We start from the raw sequence: 22435 nt of genomic DNA, 5'->3' as shown, positions 1-22435 counted from the left end.
CCCTCCCCCACCACAGGCCCTTGAGCGCCAGATTCACCGATTCGGTGCCTCCGGACGTCAAGACGATCTCGATGGGATCGCACTCCAGCACTGCTGCGAGCCGCTCGCGCGCCTCCTCGAGGAGGCGCCGGGCGGCCTGCCCGAACCCGTGGATCGACGACGCGTTGCCGACGGCATCCGTCGCCTCGACCCACGCGTCTCGCGCCTCAGGTCGCAACGGCGTCGTCGCGGCGTGGTCGAGGTAGACCGGCATCCCCACCCCCGCTCTCGCGTAACCTGCCGGACTCACGGCGTTACTACTGTAGATCGCATGCCCAGCGCGCAGACCACCACCGAGATCGCCCCGCCGGCGGGACTCCTCAGCTCCGACCTGGACGCCCTCGGTGTGACACTCTCCTCAGACGGCGGCACGCTGCGCGTGTGGTCCGACTCAGCGACCTCGATCGACCTCGTCGTCTTCGACGACACGGATCTCGACTGGATCACCGAGACGCAGCCGCTCGCGCCGGTCGGCGGAGGGGTCTGGAGCGCGACGACACCACTCCTGCACGCCGGCGCCCGCTACGCGATCCGCGTCGACGGGCCGCACGCTCCGGGCAACACCTTCAACCAGGGCACGCTCCTCATCGAGCCGTACTCGCGGGGCCTTGTACGCGGCGGCTTCGACGACTGGCGATCCGTCGTGGTCGACGGCTCTTTCGATTGGGGCGGCGTCGCCAAGCCCGCGATTCCGATGGACCGCACGATCATCTACGAAGGTCACCTCAAGGGCCTCTCGAAGCGGCATCCGGGTGTTCCGCCTGCTCTCCACGGGACGTACGCCGGACTCGCCCACCCGGCGATGGTCGAGCATTTCCTGGGCCTCGGGATCACGAGCATCGAACTGCTCCCGGTGCACGCGTTCGTCACCGAGCCGCGGCTCCTCCAGCACGGCCTCGCCAACTACTGGGGGTACAACTCGCTCAACTTCTTCACGCCACATGCCGCGTACGCGACCGAGGAGTCCCGCAGGCAGGGCCCCGAAGCCGTGCTGCGCGAGTTCAAAGGCATGGTGAAGCTCCTCCACGAGGCCGGTCTCGAGGTGATCCTCGACGTCGTCTACAACCACACGTCGGAAGAGGGCATCGGCGGACCGCGTTCGAGCCTGCGCGGGATCGACAACCGCTCGTATTACCGTCAACAGGACGACGGCGCTTACATCGACGTGACCGGGTGCGGCAATTCGGTGAACACATCGACGGATGCCGCGGCCCGCCTGGTCCTCGACTCCTTGCGCTACTGGGCTGACGACGTCCAGATCGACGGGTTCCGCTTCGATCTGGCCGCAACCCTCGGGCGGGACGCGGCCCACACCTTCACGCCCCAGCATCCCCTGCTGCGCGCGATCCTCGACGATCCGGCGCTGGAAGGCGTCAAGAAGATCTCCGAGCCCTGGGACGTCGGCATGGGCGGCTGGCAGACCGGCAACTTCGGCGACGGCTGGCAGGAATGGAACGACCGCTACCGCGACCGCGTCCGCAACTTCTGGCTGAGCGACGTCGACTATGCGCGGCGCGCCTCGAGCGCGCCCGTCGGCATCGGCGGGTTCGCGACACGACTCGCCGGCTCCTCGAACACCTTCAGCGTCGAGCGAGGACCTCTGGCGAGCGTCAACTTCGTCACCGCGCACGACGGCTTCACGCTGCGGGACCTCGTCTCCTACGACGTCAAGCACAACCTCGGCAACGGCGAGCACAACCGCGACGGCGCCGACACCAACCGCTCGTTCAACCACGGCGCCGAGGGGCCGACCGACGACCCGGCCATCCTCGCGACGCGTCGCAAAGCCATGCGCAACCTGCTCGGAACGCTGCTGCTTTCGGCCGGGATCCCGATGCTCACCGCCGGCGACGAATTCGGGCGCACGCAGCGCGGGAACAACAACGCGTACTGCCACGACTCCGCCCTCACGTGGCTGTCGTGGGAGCACGCGCCCTGGCAGCAGGACCTCACCGCGCACGTGCGGCGCCTGATCCAGCTGCGACAGGAGAACCCTGCGCTGCGTCCGATCCGCTTCGCGCGTCCCGATGAGCGCACGCCTTCGGCATCCGTCATGGATTGGTACGACGAGAACGGCGAGACGATGTCGATCGACCGATGGACGAATCCGTCGCACCGCACGTTGCAGTACGTCGCAGCCTCCACGCCCGAGCACGAGGCGTTCAACCGCATCCTGCTCATGGTCCACGGCAATGAGCGGCCGATCGAGGTCACACTCCCCGAGATCGACGGCGTGACGCGCTTCGTCTCGCTGTGGTCGAGCGCCGATGAAGAGCCCGGCGACACGGCGGCGACCTTCGCGCCGGGCGACACCGTCTCGCTCGTCGGCACCACCATGCACCTGTTCCGCGCCGAGTGACGCGCTCACCCGTTCATCGCGGCGCGCGCGATCACCTGCGTCGGCACCCCGCGGCGCGGTAGGTTCGAACCGTGGTCACGACGTCGCGCACCGCGCGCTCCCTGCCCTGGCGAAGCGCCGCCGCCATCCCTGTCCGTGAAGCCCGCGAATGGCAGCCCGATCGCGTGACGGTGTCGCGGCGGATACCGCTCGCGCAGCCGTCGCCGTCGGTGCCGTGGGGCGCGTTCCGTCCCAAGGCGTTCGCCGGCGAGGTCGTCCCGTTCACCGTCACCTCGTTCCGAGAGGGCCACGACAGGATCGGCGTGCAGGTGCGACTGACGTCGCCCACCGGCGACGTCTCACTGCACCGTCTGCATGCCCTCCTCGACGGCTTCGACCGCTGGCAGACGCATGTCGCGCTGCTCGAGGAAGGCGTCTGGCGGTTCCGTTTCGAGAGTTTCGGCGACGACTTCGCCACGTGGGAGCACGCGGCATCCCTCAAGATCGCGGCGGGAGTGGATGCCGCGCTGATGCGCGAGATGGGTGCGGCACTGTTCGACCGCGCCGTGGCCGAGAAGTCGCGGCCCATCGCGCAGCGGCGCGTCCTCGAGCAGTCCGCCGCAGCCCTCCGCGATGCGGACGTGGACGACGCAGCGGCGCTCGCGATCGTGCACGACCCGTCTGTCGCCGCGTACTTCGAGGCCCGGCCGCTCATGTCGCTGACCACCCTCGGCGACGACCTCGAACTCCTGGTCGAGCGCGAGCGGGCCGGCGTCGGCGCATGGTACGAATTCTTCCCCCGATCCGAGGGCGCCCGGCGATTCAAGGACGGCACCGTCAAGAGCGGCACCTTCCGCTCCGCGGTGCGCCGTCTCCCCGGCGTCGCACGCATGGGGTTCGAGGTGCTCTACCTGCCGCCCATCCACCCCATCGGCACGCTCAACCGCAAGGGTCGCAACAACACCCTCGACCCGCGGCCCGGCGACCCCGGATCGCCGTGGGCGATCGGCTCGGCCGCGGGCGGTCACGACGCGGTGCACCCCGATCTCGGCACCATGGCCGACTTCCGCGCCTTCGTGCGGGCCGCGCGTGCGGAGGGCATCGAAGTGGCTCTCGACCTGGCGCTCCAGGCTGCCCCGGATCACCCGTGGGTCGCGGCCCACCCCGAGTGGTTCACGACTCTCCCCGACGGCACGATCGCCTATGCCGAGAATCCGCCGAAGAAGTATCAGGACATCTACCCCGTCAACTTCGACAACGATCCCGCGGGGATCGCCGCCGAGGTGCTGCGGGTGGTCCGCCATTGGATCGCGCAGGGGGTGAAGATCTTCCGCGTCGACAACCCGCACACCAAGCCCCTCCAGTTCTGGGAGTGGCTCATCGCCACGGTGAATGCCGAGCACCCCGATGTGGTCTTCCTCGCCGAGGCGTTCACGCGTCCGGCTCCGCTGCAGAGTCTGGGCTCCGCCGGATTCCAGCAGAGCTACACCTACTTCACGTGGCGCAACACCAAGGTCGAGCTCGAGGAGTTCCTCGTCGGCCTCGCAGCCGAGACCGCCGACTTCGTGCGGCCCAATCTGTTCGTGAACACCCCCGACATCCTCACCGAGTACCTGCAGTTCGGCGGGCGGCCCGCCTACCGCATCCGCGCTGCCCTCGCCGCCACGGCGGCGCCGACGTACGGGGTCTACGCCGGCTACGAGCTCTACGAGAACGTCGCCCGCCCGGGGTCGGAAGAGAACATCGACAACGAGAAGTACGAGTACAAGGTGCGCGATTGGGATGCCGCCGAGGAGCGCGGCGACTCGCTCGCGCCGTTCCTGCGTCGACTGAACGAGATCCGCCGCGAGCATCCCGCGCTTCGTCAGCTGCGCAACCTCTCGATCCACTGGAGCGATGACGACGCGATCCTCGTCTACGCCAAGCACATCGACGCGGCACTCTCGCCCACCGGTCGCAGCGACACGGTGCTCGTCGTCGTCAACACCGACCCGCACTCGGTGCGACAGACCATGGTGCACCTCGACACGCGGGTGTGGGGTGTCGAGCCGGGAGAGCCCTTCGAGGTCGAGGACCTTCTCACCGGAGCCAGCTGGACTTGGTCCGATCACAACTACGTGATGCTCGACGCGTTCACCGAACCCGTCCACATCCTGCACGTCAAGGAGTCTCGATGACCATTTCGGACCATGTGCTGGATGCCGTCGCCACCGGCTCCCACCACGACCCGCACGCCGTGCTCGGCATCCATCCGACGACCGACGGCGAGGGCGGTCGCGAGTGGATCGTCCGTGCGCGCCGCCCCCTCGCCGCCAGTGTCACCGCGGTCTTCAGCGACGGCACCCGCGTGCCGCTCGAGCACGTGCGACACGGCATCTGGGAGGGCACCCGCGGCGGCGCCGCGCGCGGCTACGAGATCGTCACGACCTATGCCGACGGCCCCGACTTCGTCGCCGACGACCCCTACCGGCACCTGCCGACCGTCGGCGAACTCGACCTGCACCTGATCGCCGAGGGGCGCCACGAAGAGCTCTGGCGAGTGCTCGGAGCGCATGTGCGCGAAAGCGACGGCTCGACGGGCACATCGTTCAGCGTGTGGGCGCCGAACGCGCAGGCCGTACGCGTGGTGGGCGACTTCAACGGCTGGGACGGGCAGGGTCACTCCATGCGCTCGATGGGCGGCAGCGGCGTGTGGGAGCTGTTCGTCCCCGCGCTCGCAGCGGGCGCGACCTACAAGTTCGAGCTCCTGTCGCGCCGCGGTGCGTGGGTCGTCAAGGCCGACCCGATGGCGCGCTACGCGGAGGTGCCGCCGGCAACCGCCTCGGTCGTCGTGGAGACCTCGTACGCGTGGCACGACGGCGAGTGGATGTCACGTCGGGCGAACTCCACCCCCGGTACGCAGCCGATGTCGGTGTACGAGCTGCACTTCGGGTCGTGGCGGCCGGGGCTCTCGTACCGCGACGGTGCCGACCAGCTGATCGACTACGTGACGGCGCAGGGCTTCACCCACGTCGAGTTCATGCCGCTCGCCGAGCACCCCTTCGGCGGCTCGTGGGGCTATCAGGTCACCGGCTACTACGCCCCGACCAGCCGCTTCGGGCATCCGGATGACCTGCGGTACCTGATCGATCGCCTGCATCAGGCCGGCATCGGCGTGATCATGGACTGGGTGCCGGGGCACTTCCCGAAGGACGACTTCGCCCTGGCCCGTTTCGACGGCGAGGCGCTCTACGAGCACGCCGACCCTCGGCGCGGCGAGCACAAGGACTGGGGCACGTACATCTTCGACTACGGCCGCAAGGAGGTGCGCAACTTCCTCGTCGCGAACGCCCTGTACTGGTTCGAGGAGTTCCACGTCGACGGGCTCCGCGTGGATGCCGTCGCCTCGATGCTCTACCTCGATTACTCGCGCGAAGACGGCGAGTGGGTGCCGAACATCCACGGCGGACGCGAGAACCTCGAGGCGATCAGCTTCCTGCAAGAGGTCAACGCGACTTCCTACAAGCGCTACCCCGGGATCGTGATGATCGCCGAGGAGTCCACGAGCTTCCCGGGCGTCACCGCTCCCACCAACCGAGCGGGCCTCGGATTCGGCCTGAAATGGAACATGGGGTGGATGAACGACTCGCTCCAGTACATCAAGCGTGATCCGATGTATCGGTCACACCACGAGGGTGAGCTGTCGTTCTCGTTCGTATACGCGTTCAGTGAGAACTTCATCCTCCCGATCAGCCACGACGAGGTCGTCCACGGCAAAGGCAGCCTCTTCTCGAGGATGCCGGGAGACCACTGGCAGAAGCTTGCGAACATGCGCGCCTTCCTCGCTTACATGTGGGGGCACCCCGGCAAGCAGCTGCTGTTCATGGGACAGGAGTTCGGACAGCTCTCGGAATGGTCCGAGGGTCGTTCGCTGGACTGGTGGCTGCTGGACCAGCCCTCGCACGCGCAGCTGCAGGGCTACGTCGCCACCCTCAACCACGTCTATCGCGACAACTCGGCGCTGTGGGCGAGGGATGCCGACGGCGCGGCGTTCAGCCGGCTCGGCGCACCGACGTGGAACCCGAACGTCGTCGCGTTCGCCCGGAGGGACTGGCACGGCAACACCGTCGCAGTGGTGTGCAACTTCTCAGGCGTGCCGATCGTCAGCTACGAGCTCGACCTTCCCGAACAGGGCGTGTGGCACGAAGTGCTCAACACCGACGCCCAGGCCTACGGCGGTTCCGGCGTCGGCAACCTCGGCGTCGTGAGCGCCGGCGAGGGCGGCCGCGCGACGATGGTGCTGCCACCGCTCGGCGTGCTCTGGCTTCACCACCACCCGCAGGCGCACATCCCGTCGCCTACGCGGGGGTAGCCGTCAGAACAGCAGCGATGCGAGGCGCCCGCGGGCGCGGATGACGCGCGGGTCCGCGTCGCCGATGAGCGCGAACAGCTCCAGCAGACGCTCCCGCACCGGCGCGCGCTCGTCTGCGGGGAGTGCCGCGAACAGGTCGAGCAGTCGCTCGTAGGCGTCCTCGACGTGGCCGCCTGCGAGATCGAGATCGGCGACGGCGAACTGCGCGGCGACGTCGGCCGGCCCGGCGGCCGCCGCGTCGCGCGCCGCCTGCAGATCGGCGCCCTGGATGCGATCAAGCAGGCGCACCTGGCCGAGCCCGGCCTTCGCGTCGGCGTCGCGCGGGTTCTCGGCGAGAGCCTTCTCGTACGCCGCGATCGCGCGGGCGTAGTCGCCCTCCTCGATCGCCGCGAACGCCTCGGCGTGCAACGGGGGCAGGGGCGGCTCAGAAGGCACCGGGGCCTCGGCACCGGCATCCCCCGTCACGTCGAGCGTTCCGGTGACGCCGTGCTGTGCGGCCAGCTGAAGCAGCTGGGCGAAGACCTCGCGCACCTGCTGCTCGGGCACCGCGCCGGTGAACATCGGAACGGGCTGCCCGGCGAGCAGCGCCACGACCATGGGGATGGACTGCGCACGGAACGCCTGCTGCAGCTGCGGGTTCGCGTCGACGTCGACCTTCGCAAGCACCACACGCCCGTCGAGCTCCGTGACGACCTTCTCGAGCACAGGGCTGAGCTGCTTGCAGGGTCCGCACCACTCGGCCCAGAGGTCGACGACGACAGGGACCGTCCGCGAGAGCTCGAGCAGCTGCGGGAACGTGTCATCGGTGACGTCCATCACCAGCGAGGCGACCGACCCGACCGCAGCTGCCACCGGGGCGTCTCCGGTGGGCGCTCGTCGGTTGCGGAGGGCGGAGAGATCCACCGCGCCGCGCAGCGCGGCGCTCGGGGAAGCATCGGTCACTTGATCACCTGTGCGTCGAGGATGTCGGAGGAGTAGCCGAGAAGCCGGATCTTCTCATTCGAGCTCTGGCCGGGGACATAGAAGAAGAGCTGGTCGCTGAACGTCGTCTCGATGCCCGTCGCCGACTGGTCGGCGCCCGTGAGCGTCTTGACCGTCGGGCTGTCCTTCAGGATGATGACGGCGTCGGCGTTGGTCGGCTTCGCCGTGTCGGTCTCGTTGACGTTCACCGCGACGATCGCCCCGCTTTCGACCGTGGCGATGGCGAACGGCGCATTCTCGCCCACGGCCGCCGAGAAGGTGAGGTCGGCGGTCTTGTCGCCGGTCTCGTTGAAGGCGTCCAGCCGGCGCTGACGGTCGGCGGCGACGCTCTCGCGGAACTGGTCTCCCTCGGCTTCGAACATGCCGTAGTACTCGCTGTCCTCACCGTTGTTGATGATGTCCGCATAGGCTGCTGCGACCTCTTCGGGCGCCATCACGAGGAAGGGGGAATCAGGCTGCACCTGCGGGGCTCCGATGTACTCCGGCGCGAGATCGGGCATGAGGGTCGACGCCTCGAGACTCGCGACGTAGGAGAGCTTGTAGTCCGACCAGGCGTCGTCCTGCGTCAGGACCATGATGCTCGACGTGTTCGAGTCTTCGTCGTCGACGACGGTCACCACCGAACGAGGCCAGCCGTCGTAGGCCTGCGGCAGCACGAGCTCCAGCGGCTTGGTCGGAATCGCGGCAGGCGCCGCATAGTCGGCGATCGCGCCGCGGAGCGTGTAGTTGGTCTCGCGCGCCGCCAGCGCCGCGCCGCTGAGCCGTGTCGCGGCCAGATCGGGGTCGCGCGCCTCGTCGGCTTCGGCGACCGTGGTCGCGATGCGCGCCAGAATCCGCTCGGCCTGGGTCTTCGTGACGGCGGGAGCCTGCTGATCCTCCTGGGCGATGATCGTCGCCGTCGGAGTCGGAGTCGGCGTGCCGCCGAGCTCGGGCCAGGCGTCGGGCGCGCAGCCGGTGAACAACAGCGCCGAGACGGCGACAGCAGGGATCACCGCGAACGCGCGGCGGCCGGCCGACACAGAGCGGCGTGTCGGCGTGCCCGAGCTGATGACGCCCTTGTCCGCGGAGTCGATGGCGCCGAGATCGATGGGCTCGGTGACGGGCAGCGGGAGGCCCTTGCGGCGAGGACCGCGGGATCGGCGGGCGTGACGGATGCCGAGGATATAGAGATACACGCCCACAGCCATCAGGATGCCGCCGAGGACGATCAGCGGGCCTGCCCACGGGGTCGGGTTCGCGAGCGGCCAGGAGACCGAGACGCTCGCGGGCGCCGGCAGGGTGCCGTCCGCGGCGACGAGGACGCTCATCTCAGCGGGGAGCTGGAGCGGGGCGATCAGAAGATCGGCCTGCTGGAATTCGTCCAGCCAGAGGTCGGAGCCGATGGGGCTGCGCAGGGCGACGGCCACATCCTCTTCGGTCTCGGGTGTGGCCGGCGCGGCAACCGCCCCGTCAGCGCCCTCGATCGCTTCGCCGCCCTCGACAGGCGCGGACACCTCCGGCGCGGCGGGCTCGACCAGAATCGTCGTGATCTCGCCATCCGCATTCACGGAAGCTGCGTTGTACGTGGTGTCCGACAGCCAGGCCTCGAGGTCTGCGGTGCGACCGTACGCGGCGAAGATGTCGCCCTCGCCGTGTGCGCGCAGCGTCTGCGAGCCGGGGAGCTGATTCAGAACGGCGCCGTCGATGAGGAGGTAAGGAGCATCCTCCTCGACCGAGATCGAGGCTGTCTCGGTGTCGGGTCCCTGGAAGACGGTCCGCTGGGCGATGCCCGCGCCGATCATCAGGGCAGCGAGGACGAACGCCGCTACGGCCCATACGAAACGCACGAAGAAACACCTTTCCGGGGCCAGTTCAGACGGAGACAGACCCTCGACTCGACATTTCAGACTAGCGAATACGACCTGGGAGGCGCCCGGGAGGGGCCATTGCCGTCCCTGAGCGCCTTGTGTGCGTATCCTGACGGAACGGGATGCGCGGCGGTCGCAGCCGGGAGGAGGGAAGCAGGATGAAGGTGCACAATCCCTTCCGGGTGGCGTTCGTCGGAACCCTGGGCGTGGGCTTGGGACTGCTGCTCATCGGCAGCATCCAGACCCTCTCGACGATTCTGCTTTACGTCGGCACGGCGCTGTTCCTCTCGCTCGGCCTCGACCCCGTCGTCGCGTGGCTCGAACGGCGCAAGCTCCCCCGCTGGGCGGCGGTGCTCATCACGATCCTCGCGGTCCTCGCGGCCTTCGCCGGGATCATCTTGATGGTGATCCCCATCATCGTGCAGCAGATCTCGCAGCTGGTCGAAGCCATCCAGGAACTCGTCGAAGGCGGTGAATGGGATCCGATCTCCGAGCTGCGCGACTGGATGACGGCGCAGTTCCCGCAGCTGCAGGTCGACGAGGTGTTCCAGTACGTTCAGGAATGGATCGCCTCGCTCGACTACGGCGCGATCGGCGGCGGCCTCATCGCCATCGGCGGGGCGATCCTCGGCGGGTTCGCCGGCGCCTTCATCGTGCTGATCCTGACGATCTACTTCACGGCGTCGACGCCGAGCCTCAAGCGCGCCGTCTACCAACTCGTCCCCGCTTCCAAGCGCGAGCGCTTCATCGACCTCGGTGAGCAGATCACCGACTCGGTCGGCTACTACGTCATCGGGCAACTCAGCCTCGGTGTGATCAACGGTGTCCTCAGCGCGATCTTCCTCACCATCATCGACGCGCCATTCCCCGCGGTGCTCGCCGTCATCGCGTTCTTCTTCTCGCTCATCCCGCTGGTGGGCACGCTCACCGGCTCGACGATCATCGTGCTCACGTGCCTCATCCCCGGCCTCGGGTCTCCCACGACCGCGCTCATCGCCGCCATCTACTACCTGATCTACATGCAGATCGAGGCCTACGTGATCTCCCCGCGCATCATGGGCCGCGCCGTCGCCGTTCCCGGTGCGGTGGTCGTGATCGCCGCCCTCGCAGGTGGATCGCTGCTGGGGCTCCTCGGCGCGCTCGTCGCGATCCCGGTGGCCGCGAGCGTACTGATCATCTACCGCCAGGTCGTGATCCCCCGGCAGAACGAGCGATAGCGGATGCTGACGCCGGGCGGCGGTCGCGTCAGCCCTCGTCTTCGCCCGGCCCTGTCCAGATCGTGGGCAGCGGCAGCGCGTCGGGGTTGACCGCGGCGACGATCTCTGTGAGCACGCGGCGGGTCTGATTCTCGCCGACCCACAGATGCTTCCCGCCCTCGACGGGCACGAGGGTCGCGTGCGGCACGCTTGCGAAGCGCTCGGCCGCTTCGTCCGGTCGGAGATAGTCGTCGAACTCGGGAATGAGGACGATCACCGGTCGCTCATCCCCCGCCCAGGCCGCCACCTCTGCGGGCTTGGCACGGTGCAGCGGTGGCGAGAGCAGGATGATGCCCTCGACGTCGTGGTCGCGGCCGTACTTCAGAGCGAGTTCGGTCCCGAACGACCAGCCGACGAGCCAGGGGCGCGGAAGCCCGCGCTCCCGTGCGAAATCCACTGCGGCGGCGACGTCGAAAGCCTCGGCGCGTCCCCCGTCGAATGCGCCCTCGCTCGTGCCGCGGGGCGACGTCGTTCCGCGGGTGTTGAAGCGGAGCACCGCCAGATCCGCGAGCGCAGGGAGGCGCCCCGCGGCCTTGCGGAAGATGTGCGAGTCCATGAACCCGCCGGCGGTCGGCAGCGGATGGAGGGTCACGAGCGTGGCGAGGGGATCACGCTCGGCCGGCTGCGCGAGTTCCCCCACGAGGCGCAACCCGTCGAGCGTCTCGAACTCGACGTCTTCGCGTCGCGCGGGGAGGAGCAGCGGTCCTCGGATCTCCATGTCAGCCGATCTTCCAGCAGGTCGTGTGCCAATGACGCCGGGCGGCGAGGTCGGCGCGGTCGCCCAGCACGCCGTCGGCGCGCCAGGCGACGAGATGGGCTGTTCCCGGATCTATCGTTCGCCCGCAGCCTGGGCAGGTGTAGGGCTTCTGGGACTGCGATCCCGACACCGGCTGCACCGTCCATTCGACGCCACGCCGCATCTCGGTCCGCTTCCATCCGGCCAGGAGTCGATCGAACGAGTCGTCGCCGCTCCCTTCGCGCCGGCGGCGGTGCGACCGCGGCATGGGATCAGTACCAGCCGACGCTCTGCGAGTGTCCCCATGCGCCGCACGGCGTGCCGTAGCGGCCTCCGATGTAGCCGAGACCCCAGGTGATCTGCGTCGCGGGGTTGGTCTCCCAGTCCGCGCCGGCGCTGCCCATCTTGCTGCCGGGCAGCGACTGCGGGATGCCGTAGGCGCCGCTCGAGGCGTTGTAGGCGTTGACGCGCCACCCTGATTCCTTGTTCCACAGCGCCACGAGGCACGCGAACTCATCGTCGCCCCAGCCCCGAGCCTTCACCATGTCGTACGCGATCGCCTGGGCGCTTCCGGGATCGGGCGTCACGAAGGGCGGGCTCCATCCCGACGATCCGCCGGTGCTCGCCGCAACCGGTGCAGGCTTGGGCTTCGGCTTCGGCTTGACGTACACCGTGTAGCCCTCGCGCTCGAGGACGGGCGCCTCGGCGACGGCCTCGGCGTCGACGGCGCGCGTCTGGATGTCGTCGATCGAGCTCGCATACAGCGAGATCGTGGCATCGTCGGCGTTCGCTTCGGCGATCGCGGCGCCCGTCGGGCCGATGTACGCCGCTGCGAATCCGACTACTGCGAACGCCGCGAACACGCCCATGACGCCTCTGCGGCGAGACCAGCGGGGCGCCGCGGGGGCGGGATGACGGGGTGTCTGAGGGACCGTCTCGGCGACGGTCGCCACATCCTGGCGACGCGCGCGGCGTGTGGGGATCAGCTCGTTTCCGGAAGTCACAGTGCCCCCGAGTCTAGCGACCCTCGCCTGAGCATGCCATCTGAGCCGCACGGAGGGAGGAGTCGCGGCCTCAGCGGACCGCGAGCATCACCTCGATGACGGCGTCGAGGACGGCGTCGACCTGCGACTCGCGGTAGCCACGGCGGTCCATGCGGAAAGCCACACTGCGCACCTGTTCGACGGTGATGCTGTCGCCCGTCTCGAGGTACTTCGCGATCTTGTCGGCGACGAGATCGACCTCCGCGACGCGGTAGCCGTAGCGGAGGGCGCTCACCCGATCGAAGCGGTGTTTGCGCGGGCGCGCGAGCCGATCGAGCACGACCTGGGCCGTCTCACGTGTCTGTCCGACCCACGCGCGTGCGCCGCGCTGCGACAGCGCCGCCTCGCGTTCGCGCGCGGCGAAGGCGTCTTCGATGCGGCCGAGCGCTGCGTCGACCGACGCGATGGTGTAACCGTGCCGCACCAGGGGGAACGCGACAGCCCGCACCTCGGCGGCAGTCAGCGGCTCGGCATCCGCTTCGAAGGCGACGCGGGCTCGCGTGAGGAAGTTGTCGACAGCCTTCTTCTCGTACCCTTTCTCGCGTCCGCGCGTCTCAGGGAACCCGGCCGGGGCCGTGTCGGTCGTCGTCATCATGCCACCAGGGGGGTGAAGAGGTAATACAAGGCGAGCGCGCCAGTGGCCGAGGGAAGGATCGAATCGAGGCGATCCAGCACGCCGCCGTGGCCCGGCAGCCAGGAGCTCATGTCCTTGATGCCGAGATCGCGCTTGATCATCGATTCTCCCAGGTCGCCGGCGGTCGCCGTGACCAGGATCACGATTCCGAAGATCACGCCCGTCCACCACGGGATGCCGAGCATGAAGAGACCGAGCAGAACGCCCGCGATCATCGCTGCCACCACGGCGCCGGCGAAGCCCTCCCACGTCTTCTTCGGACTGATCCTGGGGGCCATCGGGTGCCGCCCGAACATGATGCCGGCAGCGTAGGCGCCCGTGTCCGAGGCGACGGCGACGATGATGAAGGCGAGCACCCACCATTCGCCGCCGTCCTGGCGCAGGAGGACCACGCACATGCTGGCGAGGAAGGCGACGTAGAGCTGGATCAGCGAGGCCACGAGAACATCGGAGAGCACATCGCCGTACCGGCGCGCGTCATGCGCCGCCATCTGTGCGACGAGTCGCCAGACGACCACGAACGCGACGGCGACGAAGAGCGCGACCCAGTGCAGCCACAGATCCAGGAACGCCGCGGTCAGGATGAGCCCGGTCGCGACGACGAGCTGAGGAACGAGATCCACGCGCCGCCCGGACGCGACGAGCGCCCGCGAGAACTCGAAGATTCCGAGAAGCGCCGCTCCGAGCGCGAAGACGACGAACGCCCACTTCACGAAGATGAGAGAGAGGATCAGCACAGCGCCGATCGCCAGTCCGATGACCGTCGCGAGGAGGAGGTCTCGTCCGGTGCGCTCCTTGATACGCTCGTTCGCCTCCTCGAACTCGGCACGAGCGTGCGCGACCTGGCTCTCGAACTCACTGCGGGCGGCGCGGACGTGGGCCTGGAAGGCCGCCGTCGGCTCCGCGGCCGCAGGCACCGAGCGACGCGCTTCAGCGGCATCGCGCCGGGTCAGCGGAACGTCGGGCTGGTCGGCCTCCCCCGGGTCCTGCCCAGACGCATCGGTCATATCGGAGCCTCAGACTTCGAGGAGCTCGGTCTCTTTGCGCTTGAGCGCGTCGTCGATCGCGTCGACGTGTGCGCGCGTGAGCGCATCGAGCTCCTTCTCCGCACGGGCCAGCTCGTCCTCGCCGACATCGCTCTTGAGTCCGTCCAGCTCGTCCTTGGACTTGCGACGGATGCCGCGGAGGTGGACCTTGTGGTCCTCGCCCTTCGAACGGACGAGCTTGACGTACTCCTTGCGCCGTTCCTCGGTGAGTTCGGGCATCGTGATGCGGACGAGATTGCCGTCGTTCGTCGGGTTGACACCGAGGTTCGGGATATCGCGGATCGCCTGCTCGATGGCCTTGAGAGCCGACTTGTCGTACGGCGTGATGATCAGCGAGCGGGCCTCGGGGCTGTTGATCGACGCGAGTTGCGCGAGCGGCGTCGGAGTGCCGTAGTAGTCCACCGGGATCTTCTGGAACAGCTGGGGGTTCGCTCGTCCCGTGCGAACCGTCGCGAAGTCCTCCTTCGCAGCCTCGACGGCGCGGTCCATGCGCGCTCCGGCATCGGCCAAGACGTCCGAGATCACAGTGTCTCCTTCATAGATGGGGCGTGGGCAAGTCTATCGGGGGTGACCCGGTCAAGCCGTGACCAGCGTGCCGATCGGTTCGCCCAGAAGCGCCCGCGTGACGTTGCCGGCCGGCTCCATGCCGAACACGCGCATGTCCATGCGATTGTCCATGCAGAGGCTGAACGCCGTCGAGTCGACCACCTTGAGCCCGCGCTGCAGGGCGTCGAGGTAGGTGATGCGATCGATCTTGGTCGCCGAGGGATCCTTGTTGGGATCGGCGGTGTACACGCCGTCCACGCCGTTCTTGGCGACGAGCACCTCCTGCGCGTCGATCTCGAGCGCGCGCTGGGCAGCCACGGTGTCGGTGGAGAAGTACGGCAGCCCCGCGCCGGCGCCGAAGATGACCACGCGGCCCTTCTCCATGTGGCGCTCGGCCCGCCGCGGGATGTAGGGCTCGGCGACCTGCGTCATCGAGATGGCCGACTGCACGCGCGTCGCGGCACCCGCCTGCTCGAGGAAGTCCTGCAGGGCCAGGGCGTTCATGACCGTACCGAGCATGCCCATGTAGTCGGCGCGACCGCGGTCCATGCCGCGCTGGCTGAGCTCGGCACCGCGGAAGAAGTTGCCGCCTCCCACGACGACGGCGATCTCGACGCGGTCCACAGCGGCGGCGATCTCGCGGGCCATCTGGCTGACCACGTCGGGGTTGACGCCGAGCTGGCCTCCGCCGAACGCCTCACCCGACAGCTTCAGGAGGACGCGACGGCGCCCGGTGGTCTCATTGATCACGACGATCCTCTCGTTGACGACAAACTACCGAAGGGCATGAGAAAAGGCCCGCACCGGAATCCGATGCGGGCCTTCTCGAGGTGTTACGCGCCGACCTTGAAGCGGGCGAAGCCCGTGAGGGTCAGGCCCGCGTCCTTGGCGACCTGGGCGACGGACAGCTTGTTGTCCTTCGCGTAGTCCTGGTCGAGGAGGGAGACCTGCTTGAAGAACGCGTTCACGCGGCCTTCGACGATCTTCGGCAGGGCAGCCTCGGGCTTGCCCTCGTTGCGTGAGATCTCGGTGACGATCTCGCGCTCCTTCTCGACCTCGGCCTCGGGGACCTCGTCGCGCGTCAGGTAGGAGGGGTTGGCGAACGAGATGTGCTGCGCGAGGCTGCGAGCCGTCTCGGCGTCGTCACCCGAGTACGCCAGCACGACACCGACCTGCGGGGGCAGGTCCTTGCTGGTCTTGTGCAGGTAGACCTCGAACTTGTCGCCCGAGAGGGTGCGCACGCGGCGGAGCTCCACCTTCTCGCCGATGATCGCGGCCTCGTCGTCGATGAGCGCTGCGACGGTCTGCGAACCCGCGGCGGCAGCGAGTGCAGCCTCGACGGAGTCGGCGGCGACGGCGGCCGCCGCATCGGCGACCTTGTCTGCCAGCGCGATGAAGCGCTCGTTCTTCGCGACGAAGTCGGTCTCGCACGCGAGCTCGATCAGAGTGACCTTGCCGTCCTGCTCGCGCGCGGCGACCAGGCCCTCGCTCGTGGAACGGTCAGCGCGCTTGGCGTTGCCCTTCGCACCCTTCAGACGGAGGATCTCGACGGCCTTCTCGACGTCTCCGTCGGCCTCTTCGAGCGCCTTCTTCGTGTCGACCATGCCCGTGCCGAGCTGGTCACGCAGCGCCTTGATGTCGGCGATCGTGAAGTTTGCCATGGTGTGGCGGCTCCTTGGTAGTGATGAGTTGTCGTGGGTGCCCGGCGCCGGCACGGTGGTGCGGCGCCGGGCGAAAAGGGGGTGAGGGACTACTCGGCCGACTTCTCGGCGGGCGCCTCGACGACGTCCACCTCGACGACCTCGACCTCGATGCCGTCGGCGGTCTCGGTGACGACCTCGACCACGTCGATCTCGAGAACCTCGACACCGGCCTCCGCCTCAGCCTCGAGGACGGCCTCGACGACCGCTTCGGCGACCTCGGCGGCAGCGCCCTGCTCGAGAAGCTCGCGCTCCCAGTCAGCGAGCGGCTCGGCGTCCGCCGACTCGTCGGTGGGCTGGTGACGCTGGATGAGGCCCTCGGCCGCGGCGTCGGCGATGACGCGGGTGAGCAGGCTCACCGAGCGGATCGCGTCGTCGTTGCCGGGGATCGGGTACTGGAACTCGTCCGGGTCGGCGTTCGTGTCGAGGATGCCGATCACGGGGATGCCGAGCTTGGCGGCCTCGTTGATCGCGAGGTGCTCGCGCTTGGCGTCGACGACCCAGATCGCCGAAGGCGTCTTCTGGAGGTTGCGGATGCCGCCGAGCGACTTGTGCAGCTTGTCGAGCTCGCGCTTCTTGAGCAGGAGCTCCTTCTTGGTGAAGCCGGTCGACGCCGGATCCTCGAAGTCGAGCTCTTCGAGCTCCTTCATGCGGGCGAGGCGCTTGGACACCGTCGAGAAGTTCGTGAGGAGGCCACCGAGCCAGCGCTGGTTCACGTACGGCTGGCCGACACGCGTCGCCTGCTCGGCGATGATCTCCTGCGCCTGCTTCTTCGTTCCGACGAAGAGGATGGTGCCGCCGTGGGCGACCGTCTCCTTGACGAACTCGTACGCCTTGTCGATGTAGGCGAGCGACTGCTGCAGGTCGATGATGTGGATGCCGCTGCGCTCGGTCAGGATGAAGCGCTTGACTTTCGGGTTCCACCGGCGGGTCTGGTGCCCGAAGTGGACGCCGCTGTCGAGCAGCTGGCGAATGGTGACGACGGCCATGGCCGTTCTCCTGTTCTGGCGCTCTCGCGCCGCTTTCGGTTGTTCGCGTCGGCGGATGGCCGACGAGCCTGGTGCCCGGCGCACGCCCGCCCACAGAAGTTCTGTGGGACCGTTGGGAGTGGATGCCGCGCGGCGGGGTCCTGCGGACCACCGCCGCGCACTGGGCACGCGGAGTCACCCCGACGAGCGAGGTGCGGGTCCCAGTGTATCAGGGCACGTCTCCTCCCCAGCCCGACGAGAACGGCTCGCTCTCCACCGATGCGCCCAGGACGCGGGCTCCGACGCGAGAACGCGCGACGATCAGGTGATGACGGTGTCCAGGGTCCTCGCGGCGATGGCCCTGATCGCGATCGTGGTGGGATCGGCGGAGGTGCCGGCCGTCGCCCGTGCCGACGCGACGGCCGGCGACCTGGGCTCCCACTCGGATTGGATCTGGCCGCTCGACGACGCGCGGCTGGACGCTCCCTTCGTCGCTCCCCCGCACCGCTACGGCGCCGGCCACCGAGGCATCGACCTCCGCGCCATCGGAAGCGACGCGGTGCGGGCGCCGGCGGCAGGAGTCGTCGCCTTCGCCGGCCAGGTGGCCGGTCGGGGCGTCGTGACCATCGACCACGGCGACGGATGGGTGACGACGCTCGAGCCCGTCGCCCCTGATCTCGCACCCGGCACCGCGGTCGGCCGCAGCGCGATCGTCGGCACGCTGTCTCTCGGCGGGCATGCACCGCCCGGCACGCTGCACTTCGGAGTGCGGCTGCACGGCGAGTACGTCAACCCCCTCATGCTGCTCGGCGGTGTCCCGCGCGCGATCCTGCTCCCCTGCTGCTGAGCCCGGCGGCCAGTCCGGGCCGCCTACGCCCGCGGGTGTGCCAGACGATACGTCGCCGCGAGACGCTCGCTCGAGACGTGCGTGTAGATCTGCGTGGTGCCGAGGCTCGCGTGCCCGAGGATCTCCTGAACCGCGCGAAGATCCGCACCGCCGTCGAGGAGGTGCGTCGCCGCCGAGTGGCGCAGTGCGTGAGGGCCGGCCGCGCCCCCCAACTCCGGTCGGAGCACGTTCGCGACGACATCGTACGCGGAGCGGGCACCCATCCGCCCGCCTCGGACGCCGAGGAACACCGCGTTCGTCGCGGACCGCTCGCTCCGCGAAGGGTCCGCCCGGGAGCGCAGCACCGGACGCCCGCGCACGAGATACGCATCGAGCGCTCGCACGGCGGGCGCGCCGAACGGGACGACTCGCTCCTTCGAACCCTTTCCGAGCACACGGGCCGTCCGACGGTCGAGATCGAGATCGGAGAGGTCGAGTCCGCAAACCTCGGAGACGCGAACGGCCGATCCATAGAGGGTCTCCAGCAGAGCGTGGTCGCGCAGAGCGATCGGGTCACCCTCGGCGGCTGCGGCGGACATCTCGTCCAGAACGCGTGCGAGGATCGGCGCAGTCGCCACCCGCGGGAGTGTCCGACCGCGCTTGGGAGCGACGAGGCGGATGCCGGGATCCTCGCCGATCATGCCGTGTTCGTGGGCCCACGAGAAGAAGCCTCGTGCCGCCGCCGTGCGTCGGGCGATCGTCGACCGCGCGTCACCCCGGCGGGTCGCCTGCCAGAGCCACTCGCGCAGCTCTTCGAGGCCGATCCCCTCGAGTGAGACGGCTTCCGCACTGGCGGAGAGATCGGCGAGATCCGACCGATAGGCGCGGACGGTCGCGGGCGACAGCCGACGCACCCGCGCGAGGTGTGTCGCATAGGCATCCGCCGCTTCGTCGATCCGCACCCGACCAGCATGGCGCGCGCCGCAGCTGTGGCGGGGTTCCCGCCCCGGGATGGACGGAATCCGTCATACGGCCGAGAAGAGTCCGCCGCGCCGCCACCCGTCTGCGCCCCGCTCCGCATCGCCCGCGAGCTGGAGAATGCCGAGAATCGCCTCGACATCGGCGCGGGCGATCCCGGCCCGCCGCGCAACGTCGTCGGTGCTGCGCCATGCTCGAGCGCCTAGGGCGTCGCGCACCCGCGCCGCGTCGTCGGTGCGGGGTCTGCCGTCGTGTCGGGTCGGAGTGCCTGACGCCTGGAGTCCGAGCATCTCGCGCACGTCTGCCCCGCTCGTGATGCACTCCGCGCCGTACTCACGCAGAAGACGATGGGTCCCCGCCGACGCCGCCGACGTCACGGGCCCGGGAACGGCCCCGAGACCACGCCCCAGCGTCGCGGCGTGGCTGGCGGTATTGAGGGAGCCGCTGCGCCAGCCCGCCTCGACGACGACCGTGGCGTTCGTGAGCGCGGCGATCAGGCGATTGCGCTGCAGGAAGCGCCACTTCGTCGGCGCGGAGCCGCACGGCACCTCGCCCACGAGCGCTCCGCGGGCGGCGATACGACCGATCAGGTCGGTGTGCCCTGCCGGATACGCGCGGTCGACGCCGCCTGCGACGAGGGCGACGGTGTCACCGCCGACGGCGAGGGCCGCACGATGCGCGGCGCCGTCGATGCCGTAGGCCGCGCCGGAGACCACGGCAATGCCGCTCCCTGCGAGATCTGCGGCCAGGTCCGCGGCGACGTGATCGCCGTACGACGTCGCAGCCCGCGCCCCGACCACCGCCACCGACGGCTGCAGGCGTGCGAGTAGCTCGACGCGCCCGCGCACCCACAGCGCGATCGGCGCATGCTCGGCGAGATCGTCGAGCTGGTGGGGCCACTCCGCATCACCACGCACCAGTAGCCGCGCCCCGGCGCGCGTGGCGACGCGGAGGGCGTGCTCGATCGCCGGTGCGTCCGCACGCGGGAGCCAGCGCTTGCGGCCGGCGGCCAGCTCCTGCCGCGAGAGTCCCTCCACAGCCGCACCGCCGGCCAGCACCGCGTGCAAGGCGCCTGTCACGCCGTGCACGGCGATCAGCCGCCCTGCAGCACCGTCGCCGGGCTCGGTGAGGTGGCTCCACACCGCGGTCGCGTAGCGAGTGAGGACGTCGACGTCGTCGGCGTCCTCGGGAGCATGCGCACCGAGCGCCGCGCGGGAACCCTGGGCGTCGAGGGTCGGGCGGATCATGCGGCGATCCCCTTCTTGAGATAGAGCGCGCGCCCGACATGGTCGACGCCCAACTGGGAGGAGCCGTCGAGGTCTGCCAGAGACCACGCGACCCGCAACACGCGGTCATAGCCGCGCAGGGTGAGCGAGCCGCGATGCAGGGCTGCGTCGAGCGGGCGGCGCACGGCAGGTGGTGGAGCCGCCGGTCCTTCGCGAAGCCACGTGCCGGGAACAGCGGCGTTCAGGCGCCACGGGGTCTCGGCGAGACGCCGTGAAGCACGTCCGCGGGCGTCGGCGACACGCTCGCGCGCCTCGGCGGTGCTGAGCCCCGCGGCGCCCGGTCCGCGCTGGGCGACCGAGACGCGCGCGAGACTCAGCTCGATGTCCATGCGGTCCAGCAGCGGACCCGACAGTCGCGACTGGTAACGCCGGATGGCGGCCGGCACGCATGTGCACGTCCCACCGCGGATGCCGAAGTCTCCGCACGGACAGGGGTTGGTCGCCAGCACGAGCTGGAACCGGGCGGGAAACTCGGCGCTGAAGCCGGCCCGATGGATCGTGATCGCTCCCGACTCGAGCGGCTGGCGCAGCGCATCGAGCGCGCTGGCCGGGAACTCCCCCGCCTCATCGAGGAAGAGGACCCCCTCGGTGGCCCGGGCGATCGCGCCGGGCCGCACTGCCCGTGATCCCCCGCCGACGAGCGACGCGACGCTCGCACTGTGATGCGGAGCCTCGAACGGCGGCGTGCGTGAGAGCTCAGCCACACGCGTCCCCGACAGGCTCCGGATCGACGCTGCCACGAGCGCCGCGCGGTCATCGAGCGACGGCAGGATCCCCGGCAGCCGCCGCGCCAGCATCGTCTTGCCCGCCCCCGGTGGACCGCACATCAGCAGGTGATGACCGCCGGCGGCCGCCGTGACGAGAGCGTCGACCGCGTCGCGCTGGCCGATCACGTCGGCGAGGTCGAGCGTCTCTGCCGGGGCGGAATCGTCGTCCGCCAGCGTGACGGGTTCCTCGTCGCGCACCTCCACCGCGGCACCATGCCATGCCGCAACCTGTGCGAGGTTCACTGCCCCGAAGACCTCGACGCCCTCGACGAGCGCCGCCTCCTCGCGGTTGGCCCACGGAACCACGACGCGCCGCATCCCGCCTTGGACGGCAGCCAACACAGCCGGAAGCACTCCCGGCACCGGTCGCAGCCGGCCGTCGAGCCCCAGTTCGCCGAGATGCACGGTCGAGGCGAGCGATGCGGCATCCAATCGCGACTCCGTCGCCACCGCGGCGATCGCGATCGCGACGTCGAATCCCGAGCCCTGCTTCGGCAGGCTCGCCGGCGACAGGTTGACAGTCAGTCGTCGGCGCGGCAGCGCCAGGGCGCTGTTTCCGCACGCGTTGCGCACCCGCTGGCCCGCCTCGGCAAGCGCCTTGTCGGGAAGTCCGATGATCCGGAAGTCCGGCGTCTGATTCGACAGATCTGCCTCGACCTCGACCAATTCGCCCTGCGCCCCCACCAGGGCGACCGACCACGTGCGCGGAACGCTCACGGCACCTCCACGTCTTGGATGTGCTCGAGGCTCGCCGATGACGGATCGGCGCCGATGATGCCGATCGCGTCGATGCGCATCCGTCGTCCTTGGACGAGTTCGCGGTGGCACGCCGCCCACGCAACCGATAGGCGCCACAGTCGCGCTCGCTTGCGCGCGTCTATCGCCTCGAACGGGTGACCGAATCCGACGCCGCGCCGTGTCTTGACCTCCACGACGACGACGTTGCGGTCGTCGGCGACCACGAGATCGATTTCACCGTCGCGAGATCGCCAATTCCGATCGAGAACCTCGTAGCCTCGCGATTCGAGATAGCTTGCCGCGCGGTTCTCGCCGTCACGCCCGAACGCATCCTTGTGTGCCATGAAGCGATCGT

21 protein-coding genes are annotated in these 22435 nt (G+C 69.3%); 5 read left to right on the top strand and 16 right to left on the bottom strand.

Going from position 1 to position 22435, the window contains the following annotated elements; all coding sequences use genetic code 11:
• The coding region (locus tag FFS15_RS10305) for an aminotransferase class V-fold PLP-dependent enzyme (protein ID WP_137844945.1) at positions 1–253 on the bottom strand (253 nt) is incomplete at its 3' end.
• A gap of 57 nt (positions 254–310) precedes the next feature.
• Between FFS15_RS10305 and glgX the strand changes: the two genes are divergently transcribed.
• The 3 genes from glgX (at position 311) to glgB (ending at position 6728) form a co-directional block, all read left to right on the top strand.
• Positions 311–2398, top strand: a complete 2088-nt coding sequence (gene glgX / locus FFS15_RS10300) for a glycogen debranching protein GlgX (protein WP_137844930.1) — start codon at positions 311–313, stop codon at positions 2396–2398.
• 71 nt (positions 2399–2469) lie between these two features.
• Entirely contained in the window at positions 2470–4554 is a 2085-nt protein-coding gene (locus FFS15_RS10295; protein ID WP_171013159.1) for an alpha-1,4-glucan--maltose-1-phosphate maltosyltransferase, read from the top strand.
• The gene (gene glgB, locus FFS15_RS10290; protein ID WP_137844929.1) at positions 4551–6728 is read left to right on the top strand and encodes a 1,4-alpha-glucan branching protein GlgB; all 2178 of its coding nucleotides are present in this window, start codon (positions 4551–4553) and stop codon (positions 6726–6728) included. Before FFS15_RS10295 ends, glgB begins: the two co-directional genes overlap by 4 nt.
• 3 nt (positions 6729–6731) lie before the next feature.
• Here glgB and FFS15_RS10285 read toward each other — a convergent pair whose 3' ends face one another.
• Both FFS15_RS10285 and FFS15_RS10280 read right to left on the bottom strand, forming a co-directional pair.
• Positions 6732–7670 carry a tetratricopeptide repeat protein gene (locus FFS15_RS10285; RefSeq protein ID WP_137844928.1) on the bottom strand — a complete coding sequence of 313 codons (939 nt, stop codon included), beginning with the start codon at positions 7668–7670 and terminating at the stop codon, positions 6732–6734.
• Positions 7667–9535 carry a glycosyl transferase gene (locus FFS15_RS10280; RefSeq protein WP_137844927.1) on the bottom strand — a complete coding sequence of 623 codons (1869 nt, stop codon included), beginning with the start codon at positions 9533–9535 and terminating at the stop codon, positions 7667–7669. Before FFS15_RS10280 ends, FFS15_RS10285 begins: the two co-directional genes overlap by 4 nt.
• Before the next feature lie 179 nt (positions 9536–9714).
• On the opposite strand from FFS15_RS10280, the gene FFS15_RS10275 reads away from it, so the two are divergent.
• Positions 9715–10773: an AI-2E family transporter gene (locus FFS15_RS10275; protein WP_137844926.1), complete on the top strand. Its 1059-nt coding sequence runs from the start codon at positions 9715–9717 to the stop codon at positions 10771–10773.
• Positions 10774–10801: 28 nt separating this feature from the next.
• Here the strand turns inward: FFS15_RS10275 and FFS15_RS10270 are convergent, their stop codons facing one another.
• The 9 genes from FFS15_RS10270 to rpsB form a co-directional block, all read right to left on the bottom strand.
• On the bottom strand, positions 10802–11530 hold the full coding sequence (locus tag FFS15_RS10270) for an alpha/beta fold hydrolase (protein ID WP_137844925.1): 729 nt from the start codon (positions 11528–11530) through the stop codon (positions 10802–10804).
• A 1-nt stretch (position 11531) separates the two neighbouring features.
• On the bottom strand, positions 11532–11816 hold the full coding sequence (locus FFS15_RS10265) for a hypothetical protein (RefSeq protein WP_137844924.1): 285 nt from the start codon (positions 11814–11816) through the stop codon (positions 11532–11534).
• Between the two features lie 4 nt (positions 11817–11820).
• On the bottom strand, positions 11821–12501 hold the full coding sequence (locus tag FFS15_RS10260; protein WP_249353935.1) for a lytic transglycosylase domain-containing protein: 681 nt from the start codon (positions 12499–12501) through the stop codon (positions 11821–11823).
• Between the two features lie 121 nt (positions 12502–12622).
• Entirely contained in the window at positions 12623–13183 is a 561-nt protein-coding gene (locus tag FFS15_RS10255; protein ID WP_137844942.1) for a DivIVA domain-containing protein, read from the bottom strand.
• On the bottom strand, positions 13183–14232 hold the full coding sequence (locus FFS15_RS10250; protein ID WP_137844923.1) for a phosphatidate cytidylyltransferase: 1050 nt from the start codon (positions 14230–14232) through the stop codon (positions 13183–13185). Before FFS15_RS10250 ends, FFS15_RS10255 begins: the two co-directional genes overlap by 1 nt.
• 9 nt (positions 14233–14241) lie before the next feature.
• Positions 14242–14796, bottom strand: coding sequence for a ribosome recycling factor (frr, locus tag FFS15_RS10245; RefSeq protein WP_137844922.1), 555 nt, complete (start codon positions 14794–14796; stop codon positions 14242–14244).
• Between the two features lie 51 nt (positions 14797–14847).
• The gene (pyrH, locus tag FFS15_RS10240) at positions 14848–15567 is read right to left on the bottom strand and encodes a UMP kinase (RefSeq protein ID WP_137844921.1); all 720 of its coding nucleotides are present in this window, start codon (positions 15565–15567) and stop codon (positions 14848–14850) included.
• Between the two features lie 83 nt (positions 15568–15650).
• The gene (gene tsf, locus FFS15_RS10235) at positions 15651–16478 is read right to left on the bottom strand and encodes a translation elongation factor Ts (protein ID WP_137844920.1); all 828 of its coding nucleotides are present in this window, start codon (positions 16476–16478) and stop codon (positions 15651–15653) included.
• An 89-nt stretch (positions 16479–16567) separates the two neighbouring features.
• The gene (gene rpsB / locus FFS15_RS10230; RefSeq protein ID WP_249353925.1) at positions 16568–17506 is read right to left on the bottom strand and encodes a 30S ribosomal protein S2; all 939 of its coding nucleotides are present in this window, start codon (positions 17504–17506) and stop codon (positions 16568–16570) included.
• A 307-nt stretch (positions 17507–17813) separates the two neighbouring features.
• Between rpsB and FFS15_RS10225 the strand changes: the two genes are divergently transcribed.
• Complete coding sequence (locus tag FFS15_RS10225; RefSeq protein WP_249353923.1) at positions 17814–18332, top strand: M23 family metallopeptidase; 519 nt, start codon at positions 17814–17816, stop codon at positions 18330–18332.
• A 23-nt stretch (positions 18333–18355) separates the two neighbouring features.
• On the opposite strand, the gene FFS15_RS10220 is transcribed toward FFS15_RS10225, so the two are convergent.
• The 4 genes from FFS15_RS10220 to FFS15_RS10205 form a co-directional block, all read right to left on the bottom strand.
• A complete protein-coding gene (locus tag FFS15_RS10220) occupies positions 18356–19273 on the bottom strand; it encodes a tyrosine recombinase XerC (RefSeq protein WP_137844919.1) in 918 nt (305 codons plus the stop codon).
• 63 nt (positions 19274–19336) lie between these two features.
• Positions 19337–20536: a DNA-processing protein DprA gene (gene dprA, locus FFS15_RS10215; RefSeq protein ID WP_137844918.1), complete on the bottom strand. Its 1200-nt coding sequence runs from the start codon at positions 20534–20536 to the stop codon at positions 19337–19339.
• A complete protein-coding gene (locus tag FFS15_RS10210; protein ID WP_137844917.1) occupies positions 20533–22059 on the bottom strand; it encodes a YifB family Mg chelatase-like AAA ATPase in 1527 nt (508 codons plus the stop codon). Before FFS15_RS10210 ends, dprA begins: the two co-directional genes overlap by 4 nt.
• Positions 22056–22424, bottom strand: a complete 369-nt coding sequence (locus FFS15_RS10205; protein WP_137844916.1) for a YraN family protein — start codon at positions 22422–22424, stop codon at positions 22056–22058. The genes FFS15_RS10210 and FFS15_RS10205 overlap by 4 nt, the downstream gene beginning before the upstream one ends.
• Positions 22425–22435: the final 11 nt, after the last annotated feature.

It is taken from the genome of Microbacterium sp. 2FI (genome assembly GCF_005502885.1).
In the GTDB taxonomy this organism is placed as follows: Bacteria; Actinomycetota; Actinomycetes; order Actinomycetales; family Microbacteriaceae; genus Microbacterium.
This window is presented reverse-complemented; position numbering and strand designations above follow the sequence as displayed.